The sequence below is a fragment of the Spirochaetia bacterium genome, assembly GCA_022482625.1.
Taxonomy (GTDB): domain Bacteria; phylum Spirochaetota; class Spirochaetia; order Sphaerochaetales; family Sphaerochaetaceae; genus Pleomorphochaeta.
The window spans coordinates 193,822-212,816 of sequence record JAKVOU010000001.1; the positions used below are offsets into that span (position 1 = coordinate 193,822).

Annotated in this window: 18 protein-coding genes and 1 CRISPR repeat array (1 of these 19 running past the window's edge); of the genes, 11 read left to right on the top strand and 7 right to left on the bottom strand. The window is 46.5% G+C overall.

Annotated features, from left to right (window positions below):
- A CRISPR array of direct repeats spans positions 1-353; the repeat unit is 36 nt; unit sequence GTCTAAAGCTATTGACCTGTAGAAAGGGATTAAGAC (it extends 1,360 nt beyond the left edge of the window).
- Between the two features lie 240 nt (positions 354-593).
- From LKE40_00950 to LKE40_00965, 4 genes are all read right to left on the bottom strand, one after another.
- Positions 594-968, bottom strand: coding sequence for a metal-dependent transcriptional regulator (locus LKE40_00950; protein ID MCH3916061.1), 375 nt, complete (start codon positions 966-968; stop codon positions 594-596).
- A complete protein-coding gene (locus LKE40_00955; GenBank protein MCH3916062.1) occupies positions 955-1,293 on the bottom strand; it encodes a hypothetical protein in 339 nt (112 codons plus the stop codon). Before LKE40_00955 ends, LKE40_00950 begins: the two co-directional genes overlap by 14 nt.
- Positions 1,274-1,909, bottom strand: coding sequence for a MarR family transcriptional regulator (locus LKE40_00960; GenBank protein MCH3916063.1), 636 nt, complete (start codon positions 1,907-1,909; stop codon positions 1,274-1,276). The genes LKE40_00955 and LKE40_00960 overlap by 20 nt, the downstream gene beginning before the upstream one ends.
- A gap of 480 nt (positions 1,910-2,389) precedes the next feature.
- Complete coding sequence (locus tag LKE40_00965) at positions 2,390-3,970, bottom strand: EF2563 family selenium-dependent molybdenum hydroxylase system protein (protein ID MCH3916064.1); 1,581 nt, start codon at positions 3,968-3,970, stop codon at positions 2,390-2,392.
- 69 nt (positions 3,971-4,039) lie between these two features.
- Here LKE40_00965 and LKE40_00970 point away from each other — a divergent pair, with 69 nt between their 5' ends.
- Complete coding sequence (locus LKE40_00970) at positions 4,040-4,639, top strand: hypothetical protein (GenBank protein MCH3916065.1); 600 nt, start codon at positions 4,040-4,042, stop codon at positions 4,637-4,639.
- Positions 4,640-4,723: 84 nt separating this feature from the next.
- Here LKE40_00970 and LKE40_00975 read toward each other — a convergent pair whose 3' ends face one another.
- Complete coding sequence (locus LKE40_00975) at positions 4,724-6,058, bottom strand: acetate kinase (protein MCH3916066.1); 1,335 nt, start codon at positions 6,056-6,058, stop codon at positions 4,724-4,726.
- Positions 6,059-6,229: 171 nt separating this feature from the next.
- Here LKE40_00975 and LKE40_00980 point away from each other — a divergent pair, with 171 nt between their 5' ends.
- Positions 6,230-7,255, top strand: a complete 1,026-nt coding sequence (locus LKE40_00980) for a hypothetical protein (protein ID MCH3916067.1) — start codon at positions 6,230-6,232, stop codon at positions 7,253-7,255.
- On the opposite strand, the gene murB is transcribed toward LKE40_00980, so the two are convergent.
- On the bottom strand, positions 7,237-8,214 hold the full coding sequence (gene murB, locus LKE40_00985; GenBank protein ID MCH3916068.1) for a UDP-N-acetylmuramate dehydrogenase: 978 nt from the start codon (positions 8,212-8,214) through the stop codon (positions 7,237-7,239). The genes LKE40_00980 and murB overlap by 19 nt on opposite strands.
- 47 nt (positions 8,215-8,261) lie before the next feature.
- Between murB and cysS the strand changes: the two genes are divergently transcribed.
- The 9 genes from cysS to LKE40_01030 all read left to right on the top strand — a co-directional run bounded on the left by cysS (position 8,262) and on the right by LKE40_01030 (position 17,604).
- The gene (gene cysS / locus LKE40_00990) at positions 8,262-9,677 is read left to right on the top strand and encodes a cysteine--tRNA ligase (protein MCH3916069.1); all 1,416 of its coding nucleotides are present in this window, start codon (positions 8,262-8,264) and stop codon (positions 9,675-9,677) included.
- A 28-nt stretch (positions 9,678-9,705) separates the two neighbouring features.
- Positions 9,706-10,218, top strand: a complete 513-nt coding sequence (locus LKE40_00995; protein ID MCH3916070.1) for an RNA polymerase sigma factor — start codon at positions 9,706-9,708, stop codon at positions 10,216-10,218.
- A 7-nt stretch (positions 10,219-10,225) separates the two neighbouring features.
- A complete protein-coding gene (locus tag LKE40_01000; protein MCH3916071.1) occupies positions 10,226-10,792 on the top strand; it encodes a zf-HC2 domain-containing protein in 567 nt (188 codons plus the stop codon).
- A 407-nt stretch (positions 10,793-11,199) separates the two neighbouring features.
- Positions 11,200-12,339, top strand: coding sequence for a BMP family ABC transporter substrate-binding protein (locus LKE40_01005; protein MCH3916072.1), 1,140 nt, complete (start codon positions 11,200-11,202; stop codon positions 12,337-12,339).
- A gap of 15 nt (positions 12,340-12,354) precedes the next feature.
- Positions 12,355-13,839, top strand: a complete 1,485-nt coding sequence (locus tag LKE40_01010; protein ID MCH3916073.1) for an ABC transporter ATP-binding protein — start codon at positions 12,355-12,357, stop codon at positions 13,837-13,839.
- A complete protein-coding gene (locus tag LKE40_01015) occupies positions 13,823-14,884 on the top strand; it encodes an ABC transporter permease (protein MCH3916074.1) in 1,062 nt (353 codons plus the stop codon). The genes LKE40_01010 and LKE40_01015 overlap by 17 nt, the downstream gene beginning before the upstream one ends.
- Entirely contained in the window at positions 14,877-15,833 is a 957-nt protein-coding gene (locus LKE40_01020) for an ABC transporter permease (GenBank protein MCH3916075.1), read from the top strand. The genes LKE40_01015 and LKE40_01020 overlap by 8 nt, the downstream gene beginning before the upstream one ends.
- A gap of 15 nt (positions 15,834-15,848) precedes the next feature.
- Positions 15,849-16,517: an amidohydrolase family protein gene (locus LKE40_01025; GenBank protein ID MCH3916076.1), complete on the top strand. Its 669-nt coding sequence runs from the start codon at positions 15,849-15,851 to the stop codon at positions 16,515-16,517.
- Positions 16,477-17,604 carry an amidohydrolase family protein gene (locus LKE40_01030; protein ID MCH3916077.1) on the top strand — a complete coding sequence of 376 codons (1,128 nt, stop codon included), beginning with the start codon at positions 16,477-16,479 and terminating at the stop codon, positions 17,602-17,604. The genes LKE40_01025 and LKE40_01030 overlap by 41 nt, the downstream gene beginning before the upstream one ends.
- Before the next feature lie 464 nt (positions 17,605-18,068).
- Here LKE40_01030 and LKE40_01035 read toward each other — a convergent pair whose 3' ends face one another.
- A complete protein-coding gene (locus LKE40_01035; GenBank protein ID MCH3916078.1) occupies positions 18,069-18,959 on the bottom strand; it encodes a Fic family protein in 891 nt (296 codons plus the stop codon).
- Positions 18,960-18,995: the final 36 nt, after the last annotated feature.

The following is an 18,995-nucleotide window of genomic DNA, read 5'->3' on the forward strand; positions in this document are numbered from 1 at the left end:
TCAGGAGTCCTTGTCTAAAGCTATTGACCTGTAGAAAGGGATTAAGACGAAAACCCCTGAAATTTGTAAACCGTTATCGTAGGGATTGTCTAAAGCTATTGACCTGTAGAAAGGGATTAAGACAATGTCACTATCATCATCACACACCTCTCATTTTCTGGTCTAAAGCTATTGACCTGTAGAAAGGGATTAAGACAATCAGCCGCCTTTGCGGCCTCTTCGCCCGTCAAGAACAGGCAGGTCTAAAGCTATTGACCTGTAGAAAGGGATTAAGACCGCCCGTCAAGAACAGGCAGGCTTGCCTGTCTGTGATAGCTGTCTAAAGCTATTGACCTGTAGAAACATATAACAAGGGATGTTTTTGTAATACTCGAAACTAATTGATTAGGGTGAATAAATATACAGTTATCCCGGCCTGTCCGCGGGCATATCGGACACAGGGGCTATATAGCCTAGTGGACATACTTGCCGTGAGGACGGCACAGCTGCTGTATGGATATGCATTATTCATGAATATTTTTAGCTCCGAACGACACAGTGCGTAGTTCGGGGCTAAGAAATCCAAATACCTCGTAGCTTGCACGGAAGAGGATTCATTTACTGGTTGCCTTGTCTAGTTCTTTAAACTTTTCGAAAGTCTCCGGGCTTACCAAATGTTCTAAATGGCGAGCATCTTCATGAGCGGCTTTTGCCCCAACTTTGAGGACATGCGTTAGAAAGTCTTCGATTATCACTTGGCGTTCAAATATGGAAGTAGCATATTTTTGTCCACTTTTTGTTAGAACAAGGTTGTGATGTTCGTCGATATCAATCAAACCTTCATTATGAAGTCTTTTAATTGCATTGCTGACACTTGGTTTTGAGACTCCAAGTTCATTTGCAACGTTGATGGAACGGACAGAACCAAGCTTACGCTGCAGCAGAAAAATTGTTTTCAGATAGGTTTTGGAAGATTTACTGATTTGCATTTTTCCGGCACAATTGCATTTGATAGCTACCTTGAGAATTCAGTACCTGCAATTTGCAGCTTACAGGCTCTATACCATATACTTGGCGTTTATCCATAGAATTATCACCATCACTGACATGGTATATATTCTGTATGCTTTGACCGCTCAGTTTACCGATCTCAAGTATAAAGGACTGTTTCTCACAATTTTGCCAATTGTTCTCTAAGGCAAGTTTCCAAAGATAATCAACCAGAATATCTGGAAGGATGACCTTTATGTTGGATGCTACCGATAAGTCCACATTACTGCATATAGTCAGATTCTTAGTTATCGCTTTCATCATTTTCAGTTTCTTCTCCCATGAATGGCCTCATCTCATCCCTATAGTGCCTGCGTCCCCTGGTACGTCTGGAACTATGCCTGTAGCGATTATAATCGGTGTCGGTATGTTGCCAATTTCCATAGATTTTTCCATAGTAAGACATAAAATCTTCCATATACTTACGGCGGTTCTCAAAATCAACATCAGGAAATTGCTTCTCATATTGCTTGATGATGCGTTCCAAGTATTCGCTGAAAGTAGATAATTCATCATCATTCAGGCACTCAAAGACTTTTAAGACATCCGATTCGTTTTCATTCGTGTCCTCTGTGACTTTTGCACCGGCCTCAGTCAGATGAATAATCATGATCCGTTTGTCGTCCTCTGAGACCTCACGGGTTATATAGCCACTTCTTTCAAGTTTCGTAAGTAGTTCTGCAACTGATTGTTTGCTCATGTTAAGCAGATACGTCAGTTCTTTTTGGCTGATTGTCGGTTTCAATTTAAGGATTGCCAATACTCTGCCTTGTCCTCTGTGCGGGTTATGTGTGCTGCCTAAATGGCTGATCATTGTACGGTGCATAAGCATATGAAGCTGTTGTAGCTGTCCAATGATAGTATCTGTAATTTCATTCATAGTTATATTCTCCTATTGACATTTGTTAGATTAGTCAAGCGCCTGACTTTATAATTAGTATGGCGCCTGACTAATTTAATGTCAAGTACCTGACTGTATTTTTTTTTACACCTGAGAGGACTTTACTTCAGATCAGAAGAAGGTAAGAAAACTTTTGAAAGAGGACGGATAAGTTGAATGAGTGTACTTTAGACAGACTTTGCTATATAGGTTTTGGGTTGCATCATAATGATGGCAGGCTACAAAAAGAGGAAAGAGAAGATACCTGTTGCCCCGAAAAATCAAGGCAGCACTAGTTGCCGATATACCATGGCAAAAAGTGAGTTCAAGTTGTCATGTCGTTTCCTTTTGTCTGTTACTGACAACCTGGACTGCATTGTAATTAACTGTTTTCTTCAATGGCAAAAATACATTTGCTTCTTTTATATGGCTTTAAGGGTAAAAAAATTGCCAGGAATGATTTTCCTGGCAGTCTTTTTCTCACTTCATTTCCCGAAGGAACTTCTCAACTGCCTGCAGGACCCCGCCGCCTATGGTACGGCCTTTATCCGAGCAGTGGAGGTGATCAACCGAAGCACCTCTGGGATCAACATCGGCAACCTTGAAACCTACGGTGACAGGCAGGCCCGAATGGAGCAGGCCCCGAAGTTTACCAGAGATGACTGTCTGGACCGGAACGCCGTCTACCCCTGCTATGATATCTCCTTTTTCAACGAGATCCCCGATTTTATGGTTGGAAGAGAAAATGCCTTCTGCAGGGCTCTTTATGACCCGTTCCTTCCCATAGCCACCGATAACACCCGGAGTTCCTGTGTTGGGCTGGGTCTGTCCTTCCGTTAAGACCCTTCCAAGGTCATGTCCTCTCATTGTCTCGATGACGGCATCGCAGTCAATACCTGCGGTAAAGCCTGGCCCCAGTGCAAGTACCAAAGGAGCATCATCTTTCTTTGTACCGATGTTTACCTTTGCCAAGATAGCATCGACGACAATGTACGGATGTAATTTCTGTATCAATGTAGCATCAGGATCAACTACCAGTGGTACGATTCCTTCATCAAGCAGTGCGGTAATCTTTTCCAGGTCTTCTTTCGCAGTCAAGACACCCTTGACTCCTTCGACTTCAATCGTACCCTCATACATTGCTTCTCCGAACGCAACCGTCCTTCTGATGACTGTCGGTTTTTCAATATCCAAGGCAATTACACGGTGCCCTGCGTTATGCAGCATGAGAATGACGGAAGTAGCCAGGTCTCCGGCACCTCTGACGATGATAGGCCGATAGGCGATACCCTTTCTGATTGCAGGTCTTCCTTCAAAGAAAGCCAGGATTTCACTTACCAATGAAAGACCGACCTGATAAGGCATCTGCCCTCCGATGTCAACGCCGATCGGGCAATGAATCCGGACCATTTCCTCTCTGTTCAGCGGTACATCTCCAAGGATACGATGCATATGCTTATGGCTTGCCATGATACCGATATAGGGAGCCGGTGTCTCAAGCAATGCCTTATAGTCCTTGCTTCGCATCAATGCATGGTTCAGTACGACAATCGCAGTGTCTTCATCAATCGGTATTTCCGATAAAGCTTTCTTGACTGTGCCTTGCAGGATAATCTGGCTGGCAGTAGGGAAGAGTTCGGTACTGGCAAATTCCTTGCGGGTTTCGATGACCTTTGTTTCAAAACCTGCTCCCTGTGCAATCCTTGCAGTTTCCTGGGCTACGTGTCCGCCTCCGATGATCAACAGGCAATGTCCTTTTTCGCCAATGTCGATCGAAATGGTCATAGAAGATATGGCATCGTTGTTTTCGTTTGTTCTCTTGAGCCTGAAAAGTCCACCTTTGCCTCTTTGTAGACAAGCCAAGGCATTCTGTTTTGCCCGGAATTCAATTTCTCCGCCTCCTATGGTACCGTAGGAAGTGCCGTCTTTCGTAACTAGCATTCTGCCACTGGTCCTGGTTACCGTACCAGTAGTAGCGGCGATGGTTACCCATGCAAAAGGTATATTTTTTGCTTCCAAATCAGAAGCAATGGTATATGGTGAATTGTTCTGTGTACTCATGAATGGTAGTATAGCATGTTTTTATAAAAAAGAGTTACATTTTGCACAAAACATTGCTATGCTGTTTACATGAACAGGAATTTGGGAACAGGGCCGCATTATGTAGGCATAGAAATATATGGGAATCGGTTTCGGGCTGTAATCATGTCAGATAGTACCAACGCATATAGGACCTACAAGGGCGATCTTACCTCTTCTTTTCAAAGTGAACGATTGCTTGGCAGATTGCAGGAGAATGACCATCTTATCATCAACCAAAGCAAGTTTGCCGTCAGGGCAATGGAGAGGGTAAAAGATACTTATGTGCCTTCTGACGAGTTGTGGGAAGCATGGAAATTTGCCCTTGGAGAAAAAAGTACGGAACTCTGTCTTTTTGCATGCAGGTTCAACAAGCGGGAAAAGGGGAAACATCCTGTTTCTTTTTCTCCTGCCATGGAACAGCAGGTACTCAATGCAGGAGCAGAAAGGCTTGCACAGTTGCAGGAACTCTGTGATGATGCCTCAGGGCAATTGGATGCCTCTTCACCAGATGTCAATCAAGCAAAGACATTGGAATGGGATGCCCGTCGCTATAGGGGAGAAGCGATGAGTGCTGCCGGCAGTAGCATGGAAGAGCTTCTGCTTCGGTTCCGGCAACTCAAGGAAACCTATGAAAGTTTCGAGGAATAAGATCCGATATTTGTCATGTTTGGAATAAAAAGGAGGAAGCCATTGTCGCCTCCTCCTTTTATGTATAATCCAATCACATCCTATTTATTTGGCTGTGACAAGGATTTCCTTCAGTTCCGGATGTTTCTTCAAATCTTCGACAAGCCCTCTTGCCCTTGCCTTGTTCTCGTAATCTTTGCTTTCGAAGGTGTAATGGAATTTGGTATGGACATCGTAGGTGCCTTCCATGAGCGCATAGGCATCTTCGGTGATGACCAATTCTTCATCAGTAGGAATCACGAAGATACGAGTCGGAGAATCGGATGTGCTGATATCAAATTCGCCGTTTCTGCAGTGGCAGATGGCATTCTTATGTGCATCCATGCTGATACCGATATTTTCCAGTCCTTCTGTAGATCCCTTTCTGATATGGTCGCCCATTTCACCGACACCGGCAGTAAAGACGACAGCATCGACCCTGCCGAGCAAAGCTTTGTAGGCACCGATATACTTCTTCAGTCTGTGGCATTCCATATCGATAGCCAACTGAGCCTTCTCATCTCCCTTGAGAGCAGCTTCGTGGACATCACGGCGGTCACTCATGCCGCAGATACCTACAAGACCACTCTTCTTGTTAAGGGCAGTATCCATTTCGCTGGCACTCATGCCGGTCGTGTTCATGATATAGGGGAGGATGGCGGGATCAAGATCACCGCTCCTGGAACCCATGACAAGGCCTTCAAGCGGTGTCAGCCCCATGGAAGTATCGACGCAGATGCCGTCCTTCACAGCGCAGACTGATGCTCCGTTACCGATGTGGCAGATGATAAGGTTGGTATCCTTGTTCTGTTTGCCGAGCAGTACTGCAGCCCTTTTTGCACAATAGAGGTGACTGGTTCCGTGGAAACCATATCGGCGGACATTGTACTTCGTATACCAATCGTAGGGAACTGCATACATGAAAGCTTCTTTGGGCATCGTCTGATGCCAAGCTGTATCCATGACGATGGCATGAGGAATGTTCGGCATTACTTTCCGTGCTGCTTCAATACCCATGATGTTGGCTGGCATATGAAGAGGACCGAGAGGAATGATTTTCTTCAGATCTTCTACTACCTGGTCATCTACCAATGCAGATTTCTTGAAATATTCTCCACCATGCAATACCCTGTGTCCAACGGCGCCGATTTCACTCAAATCTTTGATTACGCCATATTTTTTGTCGACCAACATACTGATGATGAGTTCAATTGCTTCCTTATGTGTAGGAGAAGAAAATTTTGTAAAATAAGGTTCTTTTCCCGTAGCCTTATGGGTAATTGTTGAATACTCAAGTCCGATTCGTTCAACTACACCGACAGCAAGTACATCCTTGTTGTCCCAGTCGAAGACTTGGTATTTGGCAGAAGAACTGCCACAGTTCAAGGTCAGAATAACCATAACGATGCTCCTTGGTTTTCTAAAAAATAAGATTTATACTGATTGCTTTAGTTTTGTCCTTTTGCAAGAAACATGAAAAAGTATCACACATTTTCTTAGAGAGTGCAAGGTAAAAAGGGGCTTTTACCTCTGCAATTAATGCAAATATATAGTTTTTTTTCATAGGGAAATATGAAGGATTTTGCTATTGTCCTGCTGTTGCTTGCAGTTCCTGTCTATTTGTCAGCAGATAGATTTGTTGTTTCTGGAACCAGTGCGGCAAGGACATTCGGAATGGCTATCTATACAGAGGCCTTGGACTTGGAACTCTCGGGTGGACAGGAAAAGCAATTTTCTGTTGCAACTGCAAGATTCGAAGAAGGCAAGTTGCAGATAGTCAGGGAAATTCCTTTCGTATCTTCATTGCTCAGCAGTGGTTTCCCTTCGGCCACTGTAGCAAATTTTACATTTTCTCCTTCATTGCATGTCTGCTTCGGGATATCCGATCGGGATGAAGAAGGGTTTGCCATCGGCGGAATTGTCTATCGGAACAGTAGGACTGAACTTGAGCTAGCACGGTTTGTCGGAATGGAAAGCGAGGGGAATGGCTATTATCTGAAGAAGGGAATGCTGTGTGATGAAGGGCCTGGGATATTCATGCATGTTGCCAATGAGGGTCAAAGATGTTCCTTTGTCTTCGAATGTGCCTTTTTTGCCCAACAGACTGAAGTCGGCCTGTTGGCTTCGATAGTAGCCGGTCCCCTTGTTTTTTTTACTGACCATATTTCTCAAACGGGAGAACAGGCTTTTGGGGTAAAGGTAAAGACTTCTACGGCTTCCCTTACGTTGAAGCTACAGAATTTCCCTGAGAGTCCCTTCGGAGGTGAAGGAAAAGGCGGTACCTATGATTGCAGCTTTGAAGCAAACATTCCCTTTTGGTCATGGAATTGTTCCCTTGCTACCGAGAGATCGGTTTCATTGAAACATGACGGTACCATTGCAAAAACAGATACCGTCAAGCTTAAGGTTGCCTATGCAAGGCCAGCAGGTTTTGATCTTTCCTTGTCCCTCGGAACAAAGGGCATTGAAGCTGAGGCAAGGCTCGGTACCTGCCTTATCAGCAGAAAGAGGATAAAGCTACAGGGTAAGAAAGGCAATTTTCATTTTTCTGTTTCTACGAGCGGCATCATCGGCTGTAGCTATGAACTTGTTTTTTGACCAGGCCAAGTCCCAAGCAGTTGGATTTCATATGAAAGGTCGATGCCGAAACGCTTTGCTACTTCATCTTTTGCAAGCTGGCTCAAGTCGAATATGTCACGGCTGGAGGCACCGGCAGCATTGACAATGACATTTGCATGTTCCTGGCTGACCATTGCACCTCCCAGTGTCTTGCCCTTCAAGCCACATTGGTCAATGAGCCAACCGGCTTTCTGCCCTTCTGGATTCTTGAAGATAGATCCGGCATTCGGAAATGAATGTAGGCCTCGCTTGCCATGTTCCCGTATACATTGTTCCTTTATTTTTTTCGCTTCTGAGCTCTGTCCGGTATTATCAAGGCTAAATGCAGCTTCAAACAGTATGACTGTCTGTTTCATGTCCATGAACGGACTATGCCGGTAGGAAAAATCTTCTCCATCGGCATCCATCCTGTGGAGTCTGCCATCCATGGTAAAATAATCGACGTAAACCAGCCTGTCGCTGATCTGATGGTTGTCAGATCCTGCATTACCTCTTACGGCACCACCTACGGTACCAGGAATTCCACCAAGGAATTCCAAGCCTTGCAGACCATCGTCTATGGAAATCGAGATTGCCCGGTCCAAGGACATGCCGCAACGGGTTGCAAAAAGGTTGCCACGCAATGAAAAGCGGGAAAGATGCTGGGTACACAGTACCATTCCTTTGATGCCCTCATCACTGATCAATATATTTGTCCCGCCTCCGATGATGGTAAGCGGCAGATTATACTGTGTGGACAGCTTTAGGATGTCAATCAATTCATGCATTCTTCCCGGCATTGCAAAGTATTCGGCATTTCCGCCAGTGCCGAACGAAGAATAGGGTGCAAGAGGGACATCCTGAGCCGTAAGTTTTTCAAACTTGATTTTTTCACTGCTATGACTTACATTGGTATGCATGGTTGTATAGTAATCCAGTTCCGACAAGTCTACAACCATATTTTGCTGCAATCATCTTGCATTGCACTATGACCAGTGAGGGAAACATGGAAGTCAAGCTATATAATACGATGGGACGGAAACTGGAAGTCTTCAGACCTATCAACGAAGGAAAAGTCGGTCTGTATACGTGTGGTCCTACCGTATACAACTATGCACATATCGGTAATCTCAGGACATTTCTGTTTGAAGATGTACTCAAGAGAACGCTCATGCATGCTGGCTATGACGTGGAACACGTCATGAATATCACGGATGTCGGTCATCTGACAGACGATGGGGACGAGGGTGATGACAAGATGACGAAGAAGGCAAAGGAAAGCGGCAAGTCAGTCTGGGAAATTGCAGCCTTCTATACGGAAGCTTTTCTTCATGACTATGATCAGCTTAACATGATCCGTCCTGCGGTACTGTGCAAGGCGACCGACCATATACAGGATATGATTGCCTTGATCAAACGGCTTGAACAGCGGGGCCACACATATCTCAGCGGAGGCAATGTCTATTTCTCCATAGATACATTTCCTGACTATGGTAAGCTTGCAGGTCAGAACCTTGACGATCTGCAGACTGCTGTCCGGGCTGATGTCACGGCTGACAGCAACAAACGGAACAGCAAGGATTTTGTCCTTTGGTTTACCAAGAGCAAGTTCGGACAGCAGCAGATGATGTGGGACTCACCTTGGGGAAGAGGCTATCCTGGTTGGCATATTGAATGTTCTGCAATGAGCATGAAGTACCTTGGGGAATCATTTGATATCCACTGCGGTGGAATTGATGCCATCCCTGTACATCATACCAATGAGATTGCCCAGAGCGAAGCCGCAACAGGACACAAATGGGTCAATTATTGGCTCCATGGAGAATTCCTGCTGGATGAGACCGGGAAGATGAGCAAGAGCAAGGGAGATTTCCTTACGCTTGGCCTGCTGGAGAAAAAGGGATATGATCCGATGGATTATCGCTTTTTTACACTTGGCGGGCATTATCGGTCACAGCTTCGTTTCAGTTTCGAGAATCTTGATACGGCTAGGAACGGAAGGCTTTCCATCATATCAAGGATCCAAGACTTGCTGGATGCAGGAGCTAAGAAGCTTCCGTTGGCCGGAGCTGTTGCAAAGACCTATGCCGAACGTTTTGATACGGATATCTGCAATAACCTCAATATGCCGAAGGCTGTTGCGGACCTGTGGGCGACACTCAAGGCAACAGATCTTACCGATGATGAAAAATATAGCCTGGTATTGTACTATGATGAAGTGTTCGGCCTGAGATTGGATAAGGTCGAGGCCAGAGGAGATGTGTCAGTTCCTCCGGAGGCTATGCAGCTTCTTGCCAGAAGGACACAGGCAAAGAAGGAAAAAAACTGGACGGAAGCCGATGCAATGAGAGATCAGCTTGCGGCCTTGGGCTTTACGGTAAAGGATACGCCCCAGGGACCTATCCTTCAAAAAAAGCTGTAACCCACGGTTACAAGGGTTGTTATCGATTATGGAAATACGAAGTAACAATGAGAATGATTTCCGACAGATCTATACTGAGGTATTCCCCCAGTTGTTCAAGGTTTCGAACAACATCGTAAGGAATCCCGATAGGGCAGAGGAATTGTGCCAGGAAGCATTCACACGGTTCTATGACAAGGCTTTGGTCTTTCCTTCCGAAAATGATGCCAAGTACTGGTTGATTCGGGTAACGAAGAACCTTTCGATCAATGTGGTCAAGCGCAAGAGCCGTGAGGCCCATATGATTGAGAAGTTCAAGCGGCAACCGAAACGGAAAGAAAAAACAGGAGAGGACCTGATGGTGGAAGAGGCTTCCTGCAAGGAGGTAAGGGATGCCATTGAACAGCTTCCTGAGAAACTCAAGGTAGTAATAACGATGAAGACGTATACGGACCTTGATTATAAGGAAATTGGAGCTACGCTGAATATTTCTGAAAGTAACGTGAAGGTGAGAGTCTTCAGAGCTCGTCAGATGCTCAAGAAGATTCTTTTGCAGGAGTGATAGGGGTATGTGCTTGGATGATGCATTGCTGAATTCTTATCTGGATGGCGAATTGCAGGAACCTTGGAAAACACAGGTTGAGGAGCATATTGCTTACTGCAAGGGATGTCGTCAGAGACTTGAAGAGCTGCAGGCTTTGGACAAGAGACTTAAAGCTGCCGTTGAAAGTGATGAAGAAATTGCACGGCGGAGTGCACGGGTGATGACTTACTTTGAGAAGAATCGTTTTAACAGGCAACCCCATACGAATATCTTCAAAAGGAAAGTCCAAGTCAAGCTTGTCCCGACATTGATTGCCAGTGCTGCTGCGTTTGTCGTCATATTCATTGGTTCTTTTGTGCTTTTTGGGACAAATAACCGTCAGACCAGCCAGATTTTGCCTGAAGTCATGATGCCTATTTCGTCCAGCCAGGTGCAGCAGGTAAGTGAGAAGCAGAAAACTACGCTTGATGATTTCTCCTTGGAAGAAATCGTGCAGTATCTTGATTCGAAGGGCTATGCCGTACAGTTGCAGCTGAAGTCCATTGCTCCGATACCGGAAAAGAAGAATGCAACTGCTGATACTCAGAAATAAAAAAGAGATAATTTGAAGAACGAGCTGTACCGGAAACTACTGGAAATAGTTTTCGGTACAGTTTCTTTATATGGTTGCATAATAAGGATATCTTTCTGTAAATTAAGCTTCTTTTCCTTTTGCTGTTTTCCCTTGTCTGTGGTACTGACCTGGACGTCATTGTTGCAATTCATGGTAGTCCTGTTGCTGGGTCAGGTAATAGCTTCCATATGAAAATCATCTATGACCATTGTATGAACTGAAGGATTTGCCGGAAGCCTTATTTTGCAACGTTTTTTTCATTTTTGTAAATGATTTTGATCTTTTCACAATTATACTTGCACCTATAGTAACTATAGGAAGTAAGGTTCGCATATCCGGATAGAAGAGTATTTGTATTTGGTTACGAAAAGTGTGAGGAGCAAATGATGAAAAAGACTGTAATGTTGTGTTTGTCAGTATTGACGGGCCTTGGCATGTTGTTTGCCAACGGGACAAGTGAAAAACCTGCTGCTGCGAGTACTGCTACAAGTGCTGTTGCAAGTGCTACGACTGCATCCGGCCTGCCTGCCTTGACCAAGGATACGATAAAAGTAGGGTTTATCTATGGCAGTCCCGTAGGAACCGAAGGCTATTCCTACTGCCATGACCTAGGAAGACGGGCATTGGAAAAAGAAGGTATCAAGACGATGTACCTGGAATCAATTTCAGAGACATCTGCCTGTGAAAAGGCAATGCGGGACCTTATCAACCAAGGTTGCAATGTCATTTATGCAACAAGCTTCGGCTATGGGGAATATGTGCTTTCCCTTGCAAAGGAATACCCGGACGTCTACTTCAACCATGCTACCGGTTATCAGACTGCAAAGAACGTTTCAACTTATATGGGCAGGTTATATGAGGCTGAATATCTTACCGGTATGGTTGCCGGCATGATGACAAAGAGCAATCAGATCGGCTTCGTGGCTTCATTCCCGCTTCCTGAAGTAGTACGTCAGATCAATGCCTATATGCTTGGCGCAAAGGCAGTCAATCCGAAGGCAACCATTGAAGTGAAATGGACCAATTCCTGGTATGACCCTGCAACCGAAACGGCTTCGGCAAAGGATTTGGTAAACGACGGATGTGATGTCCTTGGTGCTTATTGCGATACCATGAACCCGCAGTCAGCGGCAGCCCGCATGGGCAAATGGGTGACCGGTTGTTCATCAAGCGGTTATGATGCACTTCCTGACAAATATCTGACAGCTCCGCTGTTCCACTATGATGTATTCTATCCCGAGAATGTCAATCAGATCCTGGATGGTACGTGGAAAGCAGACAGCAAGTGGGAAGGCATTGACCACGATGTCGTCGACATCGACAAGATTACCAACTGTCCTCCTGAAGTCAGTGAAAAAGTCATGAAGGCCCGTCAGGACATCATCGATAAGAAACTGGATATTTGGAAGGGCGAACTCAAAGACAACAAGGGTAAGGTACGTGTTGAAGCAGGACAGACCCTGACGGATTCGGATCTGACATCCCTTGACTGGTTCGTTGACGGTGTCATCGGATCGGTAAAGTAGCAGGTACGGACTGAGATGGCAGAGTATCTTGAACTGAAGGATATAACCAAGAAGTTTGGTTCAGTGGTAGCAAATGACCATGTATCCGTCTCTTTCAGCAGAGGTGAAATTCACGCTCTGCTGGGAGAGAACGGTTCGGGAAAAAGCACGCTGATGAACATCCTTTCCGGTATCTATGCTGCAGACAGCGGGCAGATACTGCTTGAAGGCAAGGCACTTGACATTTCCTGCCCGAAGGATGCCTTGAAACATGGTATCGGAATGATTCATCAGCATTTCAAGCTTGTTGATGTATTTTCCGCCTTGGACAATATCATTGCCGGTCATCCTACGGGCTTTTACTTGGATAGGCAGCATCAGTTTGCAGCCATACGGCAACTCTGTGATCAATATGGCTTCAAGGTCGATCTCAAGAAAAAGATCTATGAAATGTCCGTCAGTGAAAGACAGAAAGTTGAGATCATCAAAGTCCTGTATTTCGGTGCCCGCATACTGATCCTGGATGAACCCACCGCGGTGCTTACACCGCAGGAAACGGAAATACTCTTCAATGTCCTTCGGGAAATGAAGAAACAAGGGTGTGTCGTTATCCTGATCACCCATAAATTCAATGAGGTAATGAGTGTCAGTGACCGTATTACGGTCCTGCGCAAGGGCCTTATGGTCGGTTCCGTCCGTACGGACCGGACTGACAGCAATGAACTGACACGGATGATGGTCGGTCATGAGATTGCCCTCGATATCCCTACGGTCCCGTCCTATGATGGCTGCAGGACGGTGATGAGGCTCAAGGATGTGACTGTCGAGGGCCATGCCCATCTCAAGCTGCTCGATGCAGTGAATCTTGAGTTGAAATCCAACCAGATCCTGGGCATTGCCGGTATTGCCGGGTCCGGACAGGAAGCTTTGTGTGAGGCCATTGCAGGTCTGTTGCCTCTTACCGGCGGTAGCATCGAAGCGGAAGGATTCCAACAGATCGGCTTTGTACCTGAGGACCGCTTGGGTATGGGACTGCTGGCTTCTGCATCCGTAGTAGATAATGTCCTGTTGCGTTCCTACAGGAAGGGCAAGTATTTTTTCGTGGACAGGACTGCCGGGAAAAAACAAGCAGAAGAGCTGGTAAGGAAATATAACGTTTCTACACCTTCCATATATCAGAAAGTCAGCCGTCTGTCCGGCGGCAATATCCAGAAGATTCTGCTTGGACGGGAAATTGACTGCAAGCCTTCTGTTCTTTTGGTTGCTTACCCGGTCCGAGGATTGGACATACAGGCTTCAAATTTTATCTATGAACAGCTCAATGCCCAGAAAGAGAAAGGTGTTTCCATAGTATTCGTCGGAGAGGACCTGGATGTCCTGCTTGCCTTATGTGACCGCATTGCAGTCATGCATGAGGGTAGGATTGCCGGAATCTATAAGAAAGATACGATTTCAAAGCAGGAAGTAGGATTGCTCATGATGGGTGAAAGATTAGGGGAGAAGCATGATCAGAACAATTAAGAAGGAAAGTGCTGGTGCTGATGGATGGAAAAGGACAGTCTTCTCCCTTGCCGTTGCCCTGCTGGTTACAGCTTTTCTGATAGCCATGCTTGGCTACAATCCCTTTGCCGTGTATGGACAGATGCTGAAGGGTTCCCTTGGTTCGTCCTATCAACTGAAGGAGACGATCAACAAGACCATTCCGCTGCTTGTCATGTCATTGGGGGTCTGCATTTGCCTCAAGGGCCAGTTCGTCAACATAGGGGTCGAAGGTCAGTTTTTCCTTGGGGCTATCGGGGCTACGTTTGTCGTACGGAAGATAGGGACCGCTATGGGAAGCGGTATCCTTCCTGTCATGTTTCTGTTGGCTTTTGTGGCCGGAGGCCTGTGGTGTCTGCTTCCTGCTTTGATGAAGGTCAAGCTGAAGGTCAATGAAATTGTCGTAACCCTGATGCTCAACTATGTTGCGCTTAAAATCGTATCGTACCTGCAGTATGTTGTCTGGAAGGACCCGAAGGCCTATGGTTTTCCAAAGATTGCAAATTATCCCGACGTTGCGACGTTACCGAAGGTCTTTGGCATCCATTGTGGGTGGATCATCGCAATTGCCTTGGTCATTGCCGTCTATCTGTTGCTTGACCGTTCAAAGTTCGGTTATGAGCTGACTGCCGTAGGGCTGAACCCGAATACGGCGCGGTACGCATCCATCAACGCTGACAAAGTCGTGATGCTGGCAGCTTTCATCGGCGGCGGCCTATGTGGTCTTGCCGGCCTGATGCAGGCTTCAGGCATTGAAAGGACGATGAATGACCAGATGTCACAGGGACTTGGGTTTACAGCAATTGTCATTGCCTATATGGCGCGGCTAAGCCCTGCCGGTAGTGTCCTGGTTTCCCTGTTCTTTGCTATCATGCTTCAGGGAGGATCATATATCCAATCTTCACTTCAGATTCCATCTGAGATTTCAACAGTACTTGAAGGTATCATCCTTCTGACCATACTTGGATCTGAATTCTTTACCAAGTATCGTATTGCCATTGTTGGCAAAGGAGAGGGCAATGCATGAACTAGCTCTGTTTCTCCAACTTTCCTTTCAACTGGCGACACCTTTGCTTTTTGCCACCTTGGGAGAGATCATTACCGAGAAGGCCGGTAACATGAACTTGGGCGTAGAAGGCCAGATGATGGTCGGGGCTTGCTTCGGGTATATCGTCGCTTATTCTACGGGCAATGCTTTCTTGGCTCTTGTTGTCGCTGTCATTGCCGGAGCAGCCTTGGCCTTGGTATATGCCATGCTTACTGTTTCCTTGCTGAGTGACCAGCTGGTATGCGGCTTTGCCATTACGATATTCGGTACCGGTTTTGCCAATTTTGCCGGCAAGCCGTTGTTGGGTACGTATCTGTCTGATACCATTGCCAATAGCATAGGCGTCAAACCGATACCTGTGCTTTCCTCCATTCCTTTTGTCGGCACCATTTTGTTTGACCAGAGTTGGCTGCTGTTGCTTTCTATTGTACTTGCCTTGCTTATGGAGGCCTATCTCTACAAGACAAGTGCCGGACTGAAGCTGAGGATGACCGGAGAGCAGCCGGCCGCCGCTGACGCGAGCGGCATTGATGTGACGAAGGTCAAGTATCTGCATATCCTTGTCGGAGGCGGACTGTGTGCCTTGGGGGGAGCATATCTTTCCCTTGTGGATGTACCGCATTGGCAGAATGACATTACTGCCGGTACAGGCTGGATAGCCATTGCCTTGGTTATCTTTGCCATGTGGAGTCCCTTACGGGCAATCGGGGGCGCCTATTTGTTTGGCATCCTTAGGGCACTGAGCATAAAATTCCAATCATGTACGTTCGCTGTCATCGGCGTGCATATCACCTTGTCATCACAGATCATGGACATGATGCCGTATGCAATGACCATCCTTGTCCTGTTGGTGACTACGTTAGGGAACAAAAAAGAAAACCTGGCACCTGCCAGTCTTGGCAGGGCCTACTATCGGGAAGAACGGTAGGAAGGAGTTGTATATATGGACAAAGATTTGATTTCGGTAGCACTTGGCAAGAAACCTGCTGATATCGTCATTCGAGGGGGCTTGCTGATCAATGTACATTCTGGGGAAATCTATCCTGCAGATGTAGCTGTTTTCCACCAGACCATTGCCTCTGTCGGTTCTCTTCCCGAAGGGTGCATCGGTGCACAGACTAAGGTCATCGATGCTTCAGGCCTGTACCTTGCGCCCGGTTTCATCGATGCGCATATACATTTTGAAAGCAGTATGCTTTCCTATACCGAATTTGCCAAGATGGCCGTCATACACGGTACCTGCTCGGTGGCGTCGGATCTGATGGAAGTGACCTTGGTCAGCGGAGTCGAGGGCATGAAGCACATTTTGGAAGAGGCAAAGCAGACTCCTGTGTCACTGTACTATCCTGTACCGGCTTTCATGGGGGACGATGATGTCCAGACCAGCGGCAGCTCCCTGAGCCTTGACATGATGCAGGATCTTGTCAAGCTGCCTGAAGCTGTCGGACTTGCCGAAGTGCTTTTCCCACCCATTCTTGCAGGCAGCGATAAATCAAAGTGGATGCTGGATCTGGCCCAAGAGAACCATCTGGTTGCAGAAGGGCATGCCCCCTGGGCTTTCAGGAGCGGCCTTGCAGGCCTATGCAGGCTGTCATATCAACAGCGACCATGAAAGCTCGACGGCTGAGGAAGCCTTGGGCAAACTCAGGGCCGGCATGAACGTCCTGATGAGGGAAGGATCAGCTGCACAGGATCTCAAGGCTTGCCTTTCCATGATTGTCAAAGACAAGATCTCAACCCGTCATTGTTCAATGGTGTCGGATGATATCGATGCTCTGCATATGGAAGAAAAAGGCCATCTGGACCATAAGGTCAGGATGGCAATCAAGGAAGGGGTGGATCCGATAAGTGCCATTGAAATGGTGACGATCAACCCTGCAGAAAACTTTCGTCTGCAGGATACGATAGGAAGTATTGCACCGGGCAAGCGTGCAGATATCGCTTTCCTTTCTTCCCTTGAAGATTGCAAGGTGGAAAAGGTCATGTCGAAGGGCAAGCTTGTCGTCGACAAAGGAAAGCTTGCCGTTGCCTTCCCGCCGTACCATTATGACAGGTGCCTGCTTGATACCGTCACCATCCCTGCGGGACTCAGGGCTCAGGATCTGTTGATCCCTTGTAATGCCAACCAGGCTAAGGTGCATGTCATCGGAGTATCCGGAACGACGCTTCTTACCGAAGCCAGAGAAGCCGTAGTACGTACAGAGGATGGCTATCTTGCAAGCGATGTTTCCCGTGACCTCCTTCATATTGCGACTGTCGAACGGTATGGCAAGGGCGGTGGCGTAGGCAGAAGCTATGTCCAGGGATTCGGTTTGAAGAAGGGTGCAATCGGTCTGAGCGTAGGGCATGACCATCATAATATCACGGTGGTGGGGGCAGACAGCAGGGACATGCTGGTTGCCGTAGAAGAAATCGGCCGGTTGTCCGGTGGATTTGTCCTGGTAGAAGACAGAAAGGTCATGGCATCCATTGCCCTGCCGATCTGCGGACTTCTCTCCGACAAGGATGGGCATGAGGTTGCCGCAGAACTGAAGGAAATGGTGTCATTGCTCCATAGCTGGGGATGTACCATGGAATCTCCTAATGTGACGCTTTCATTCCTTACGCTGATCTATATTCCTGCCTTTGGAATTACTGACAAAGGACTGTATGAATTTGCATCGCAGAAGATCATCAGTCCGATAATTGAAACATTATAGATAGATGGAAAGGAGTACAGCAGAAATAAAGCAGTATTGCTGAACATGGATGTAGTACAAAGACTGTGTGTTTTGCTGTGGCTCAGTCCTCATTCAAGATGACAAGGTCGTTGCAGTAGGCAAGGCAGACCAGCTGAGTACGTTCTGATGCCGAAGCCGTGGACCTGCAGGGAAAGTGTGTGCTCAATACATACGTGTACGCTTCCCCGCAGGTCAACCGGGAAAGTGAGGACAATGTTATTTTATTAAGACTGGTTACTTCCAAGTACGAGAGGCTTGTAAGGGGAAAAAGCTGTCAGGAACATTTGCCTGACAGCTTTTGATGATCTGCTATATCGTTAGAGTCTATAGTCTTGAACCACACAGGAGACCATAGATGAAGAAATCTAGGTGACAAAGTCGTTTGCACGATTATGCTGTTTTCTGAACCTTGTCGACTTTATGACAGTTCTGATGAGTGTTCGTCAATATGCAATCCTGAAGTACTCCAGCCATTCCTTGAATCTATCCTGCGCAACGAGGCAAGTATCAGTGAGATAACCCTTTTCATGTTGCCACTCATGTAAGCCACGATAGTAATACATCTTCATATCATCATCGATGATGAAGGGCGTAATGCCGTTTCTCAGACATTCCTTGAAAAGAATCAAGCGTCCTATGCGGCCATTGCCATCCTGGAAGGGGTGGATGGTTTCAAATTTATAGTGAAAGTCGATAAGTTCTGCTAATGTTTTTCTCTGTGTGCTGTTGTATTCCGTAAGCAACCTGTTTATTTCAACGGGTACATTCTCCGGTAAGGTGGTCTCCCTGCCTCCTACTTCGTTGGGAAGTCGTTTGTATCCATCTACGGAAAACCAATCCTTGCGTGAATCGCTGGTACCGGTCTTCAATGTAGCATGAAGCTGCAGGATGAGCTTCTCCCTGAGTTTGTCACCGGCATGGTCGATGATCAAGTCTATGCAGCGGAAGTGGTTGGCTGTCTCGATGATATCATCCACATTCATGGCACTGCCATCTGCACTGACCGTGTTGGTTTCGTAGATATAGCGGGTCTGGTCATGCGTGAGCCGGCTTCCCTCCATATGGTTGGAATTATAGGTCAATTCAATCTGTATCTTTTGATAGATGCTACCCTTGATCCTGGCCTTTTTTTCTACCTTCAGGATTTTCAGCAATGTCTTTGGCGCTTCCTTGTGCCTGTTGCTCCGTTCTGGCTTTATTGCCGTCTTTGGGATGTTCCATGTCTTTCCTGTCATAACAGCACCAGGAATGCGTCCTGTGGCGCAGTAATTGCGTACGCTACGTTCTGAAAGTTTCCACAGTCTAGAGGCTTGAACAACGGAAATATAGTCCATCTGAATCCTCCCGAATAACTTTTATCATAGTATCTT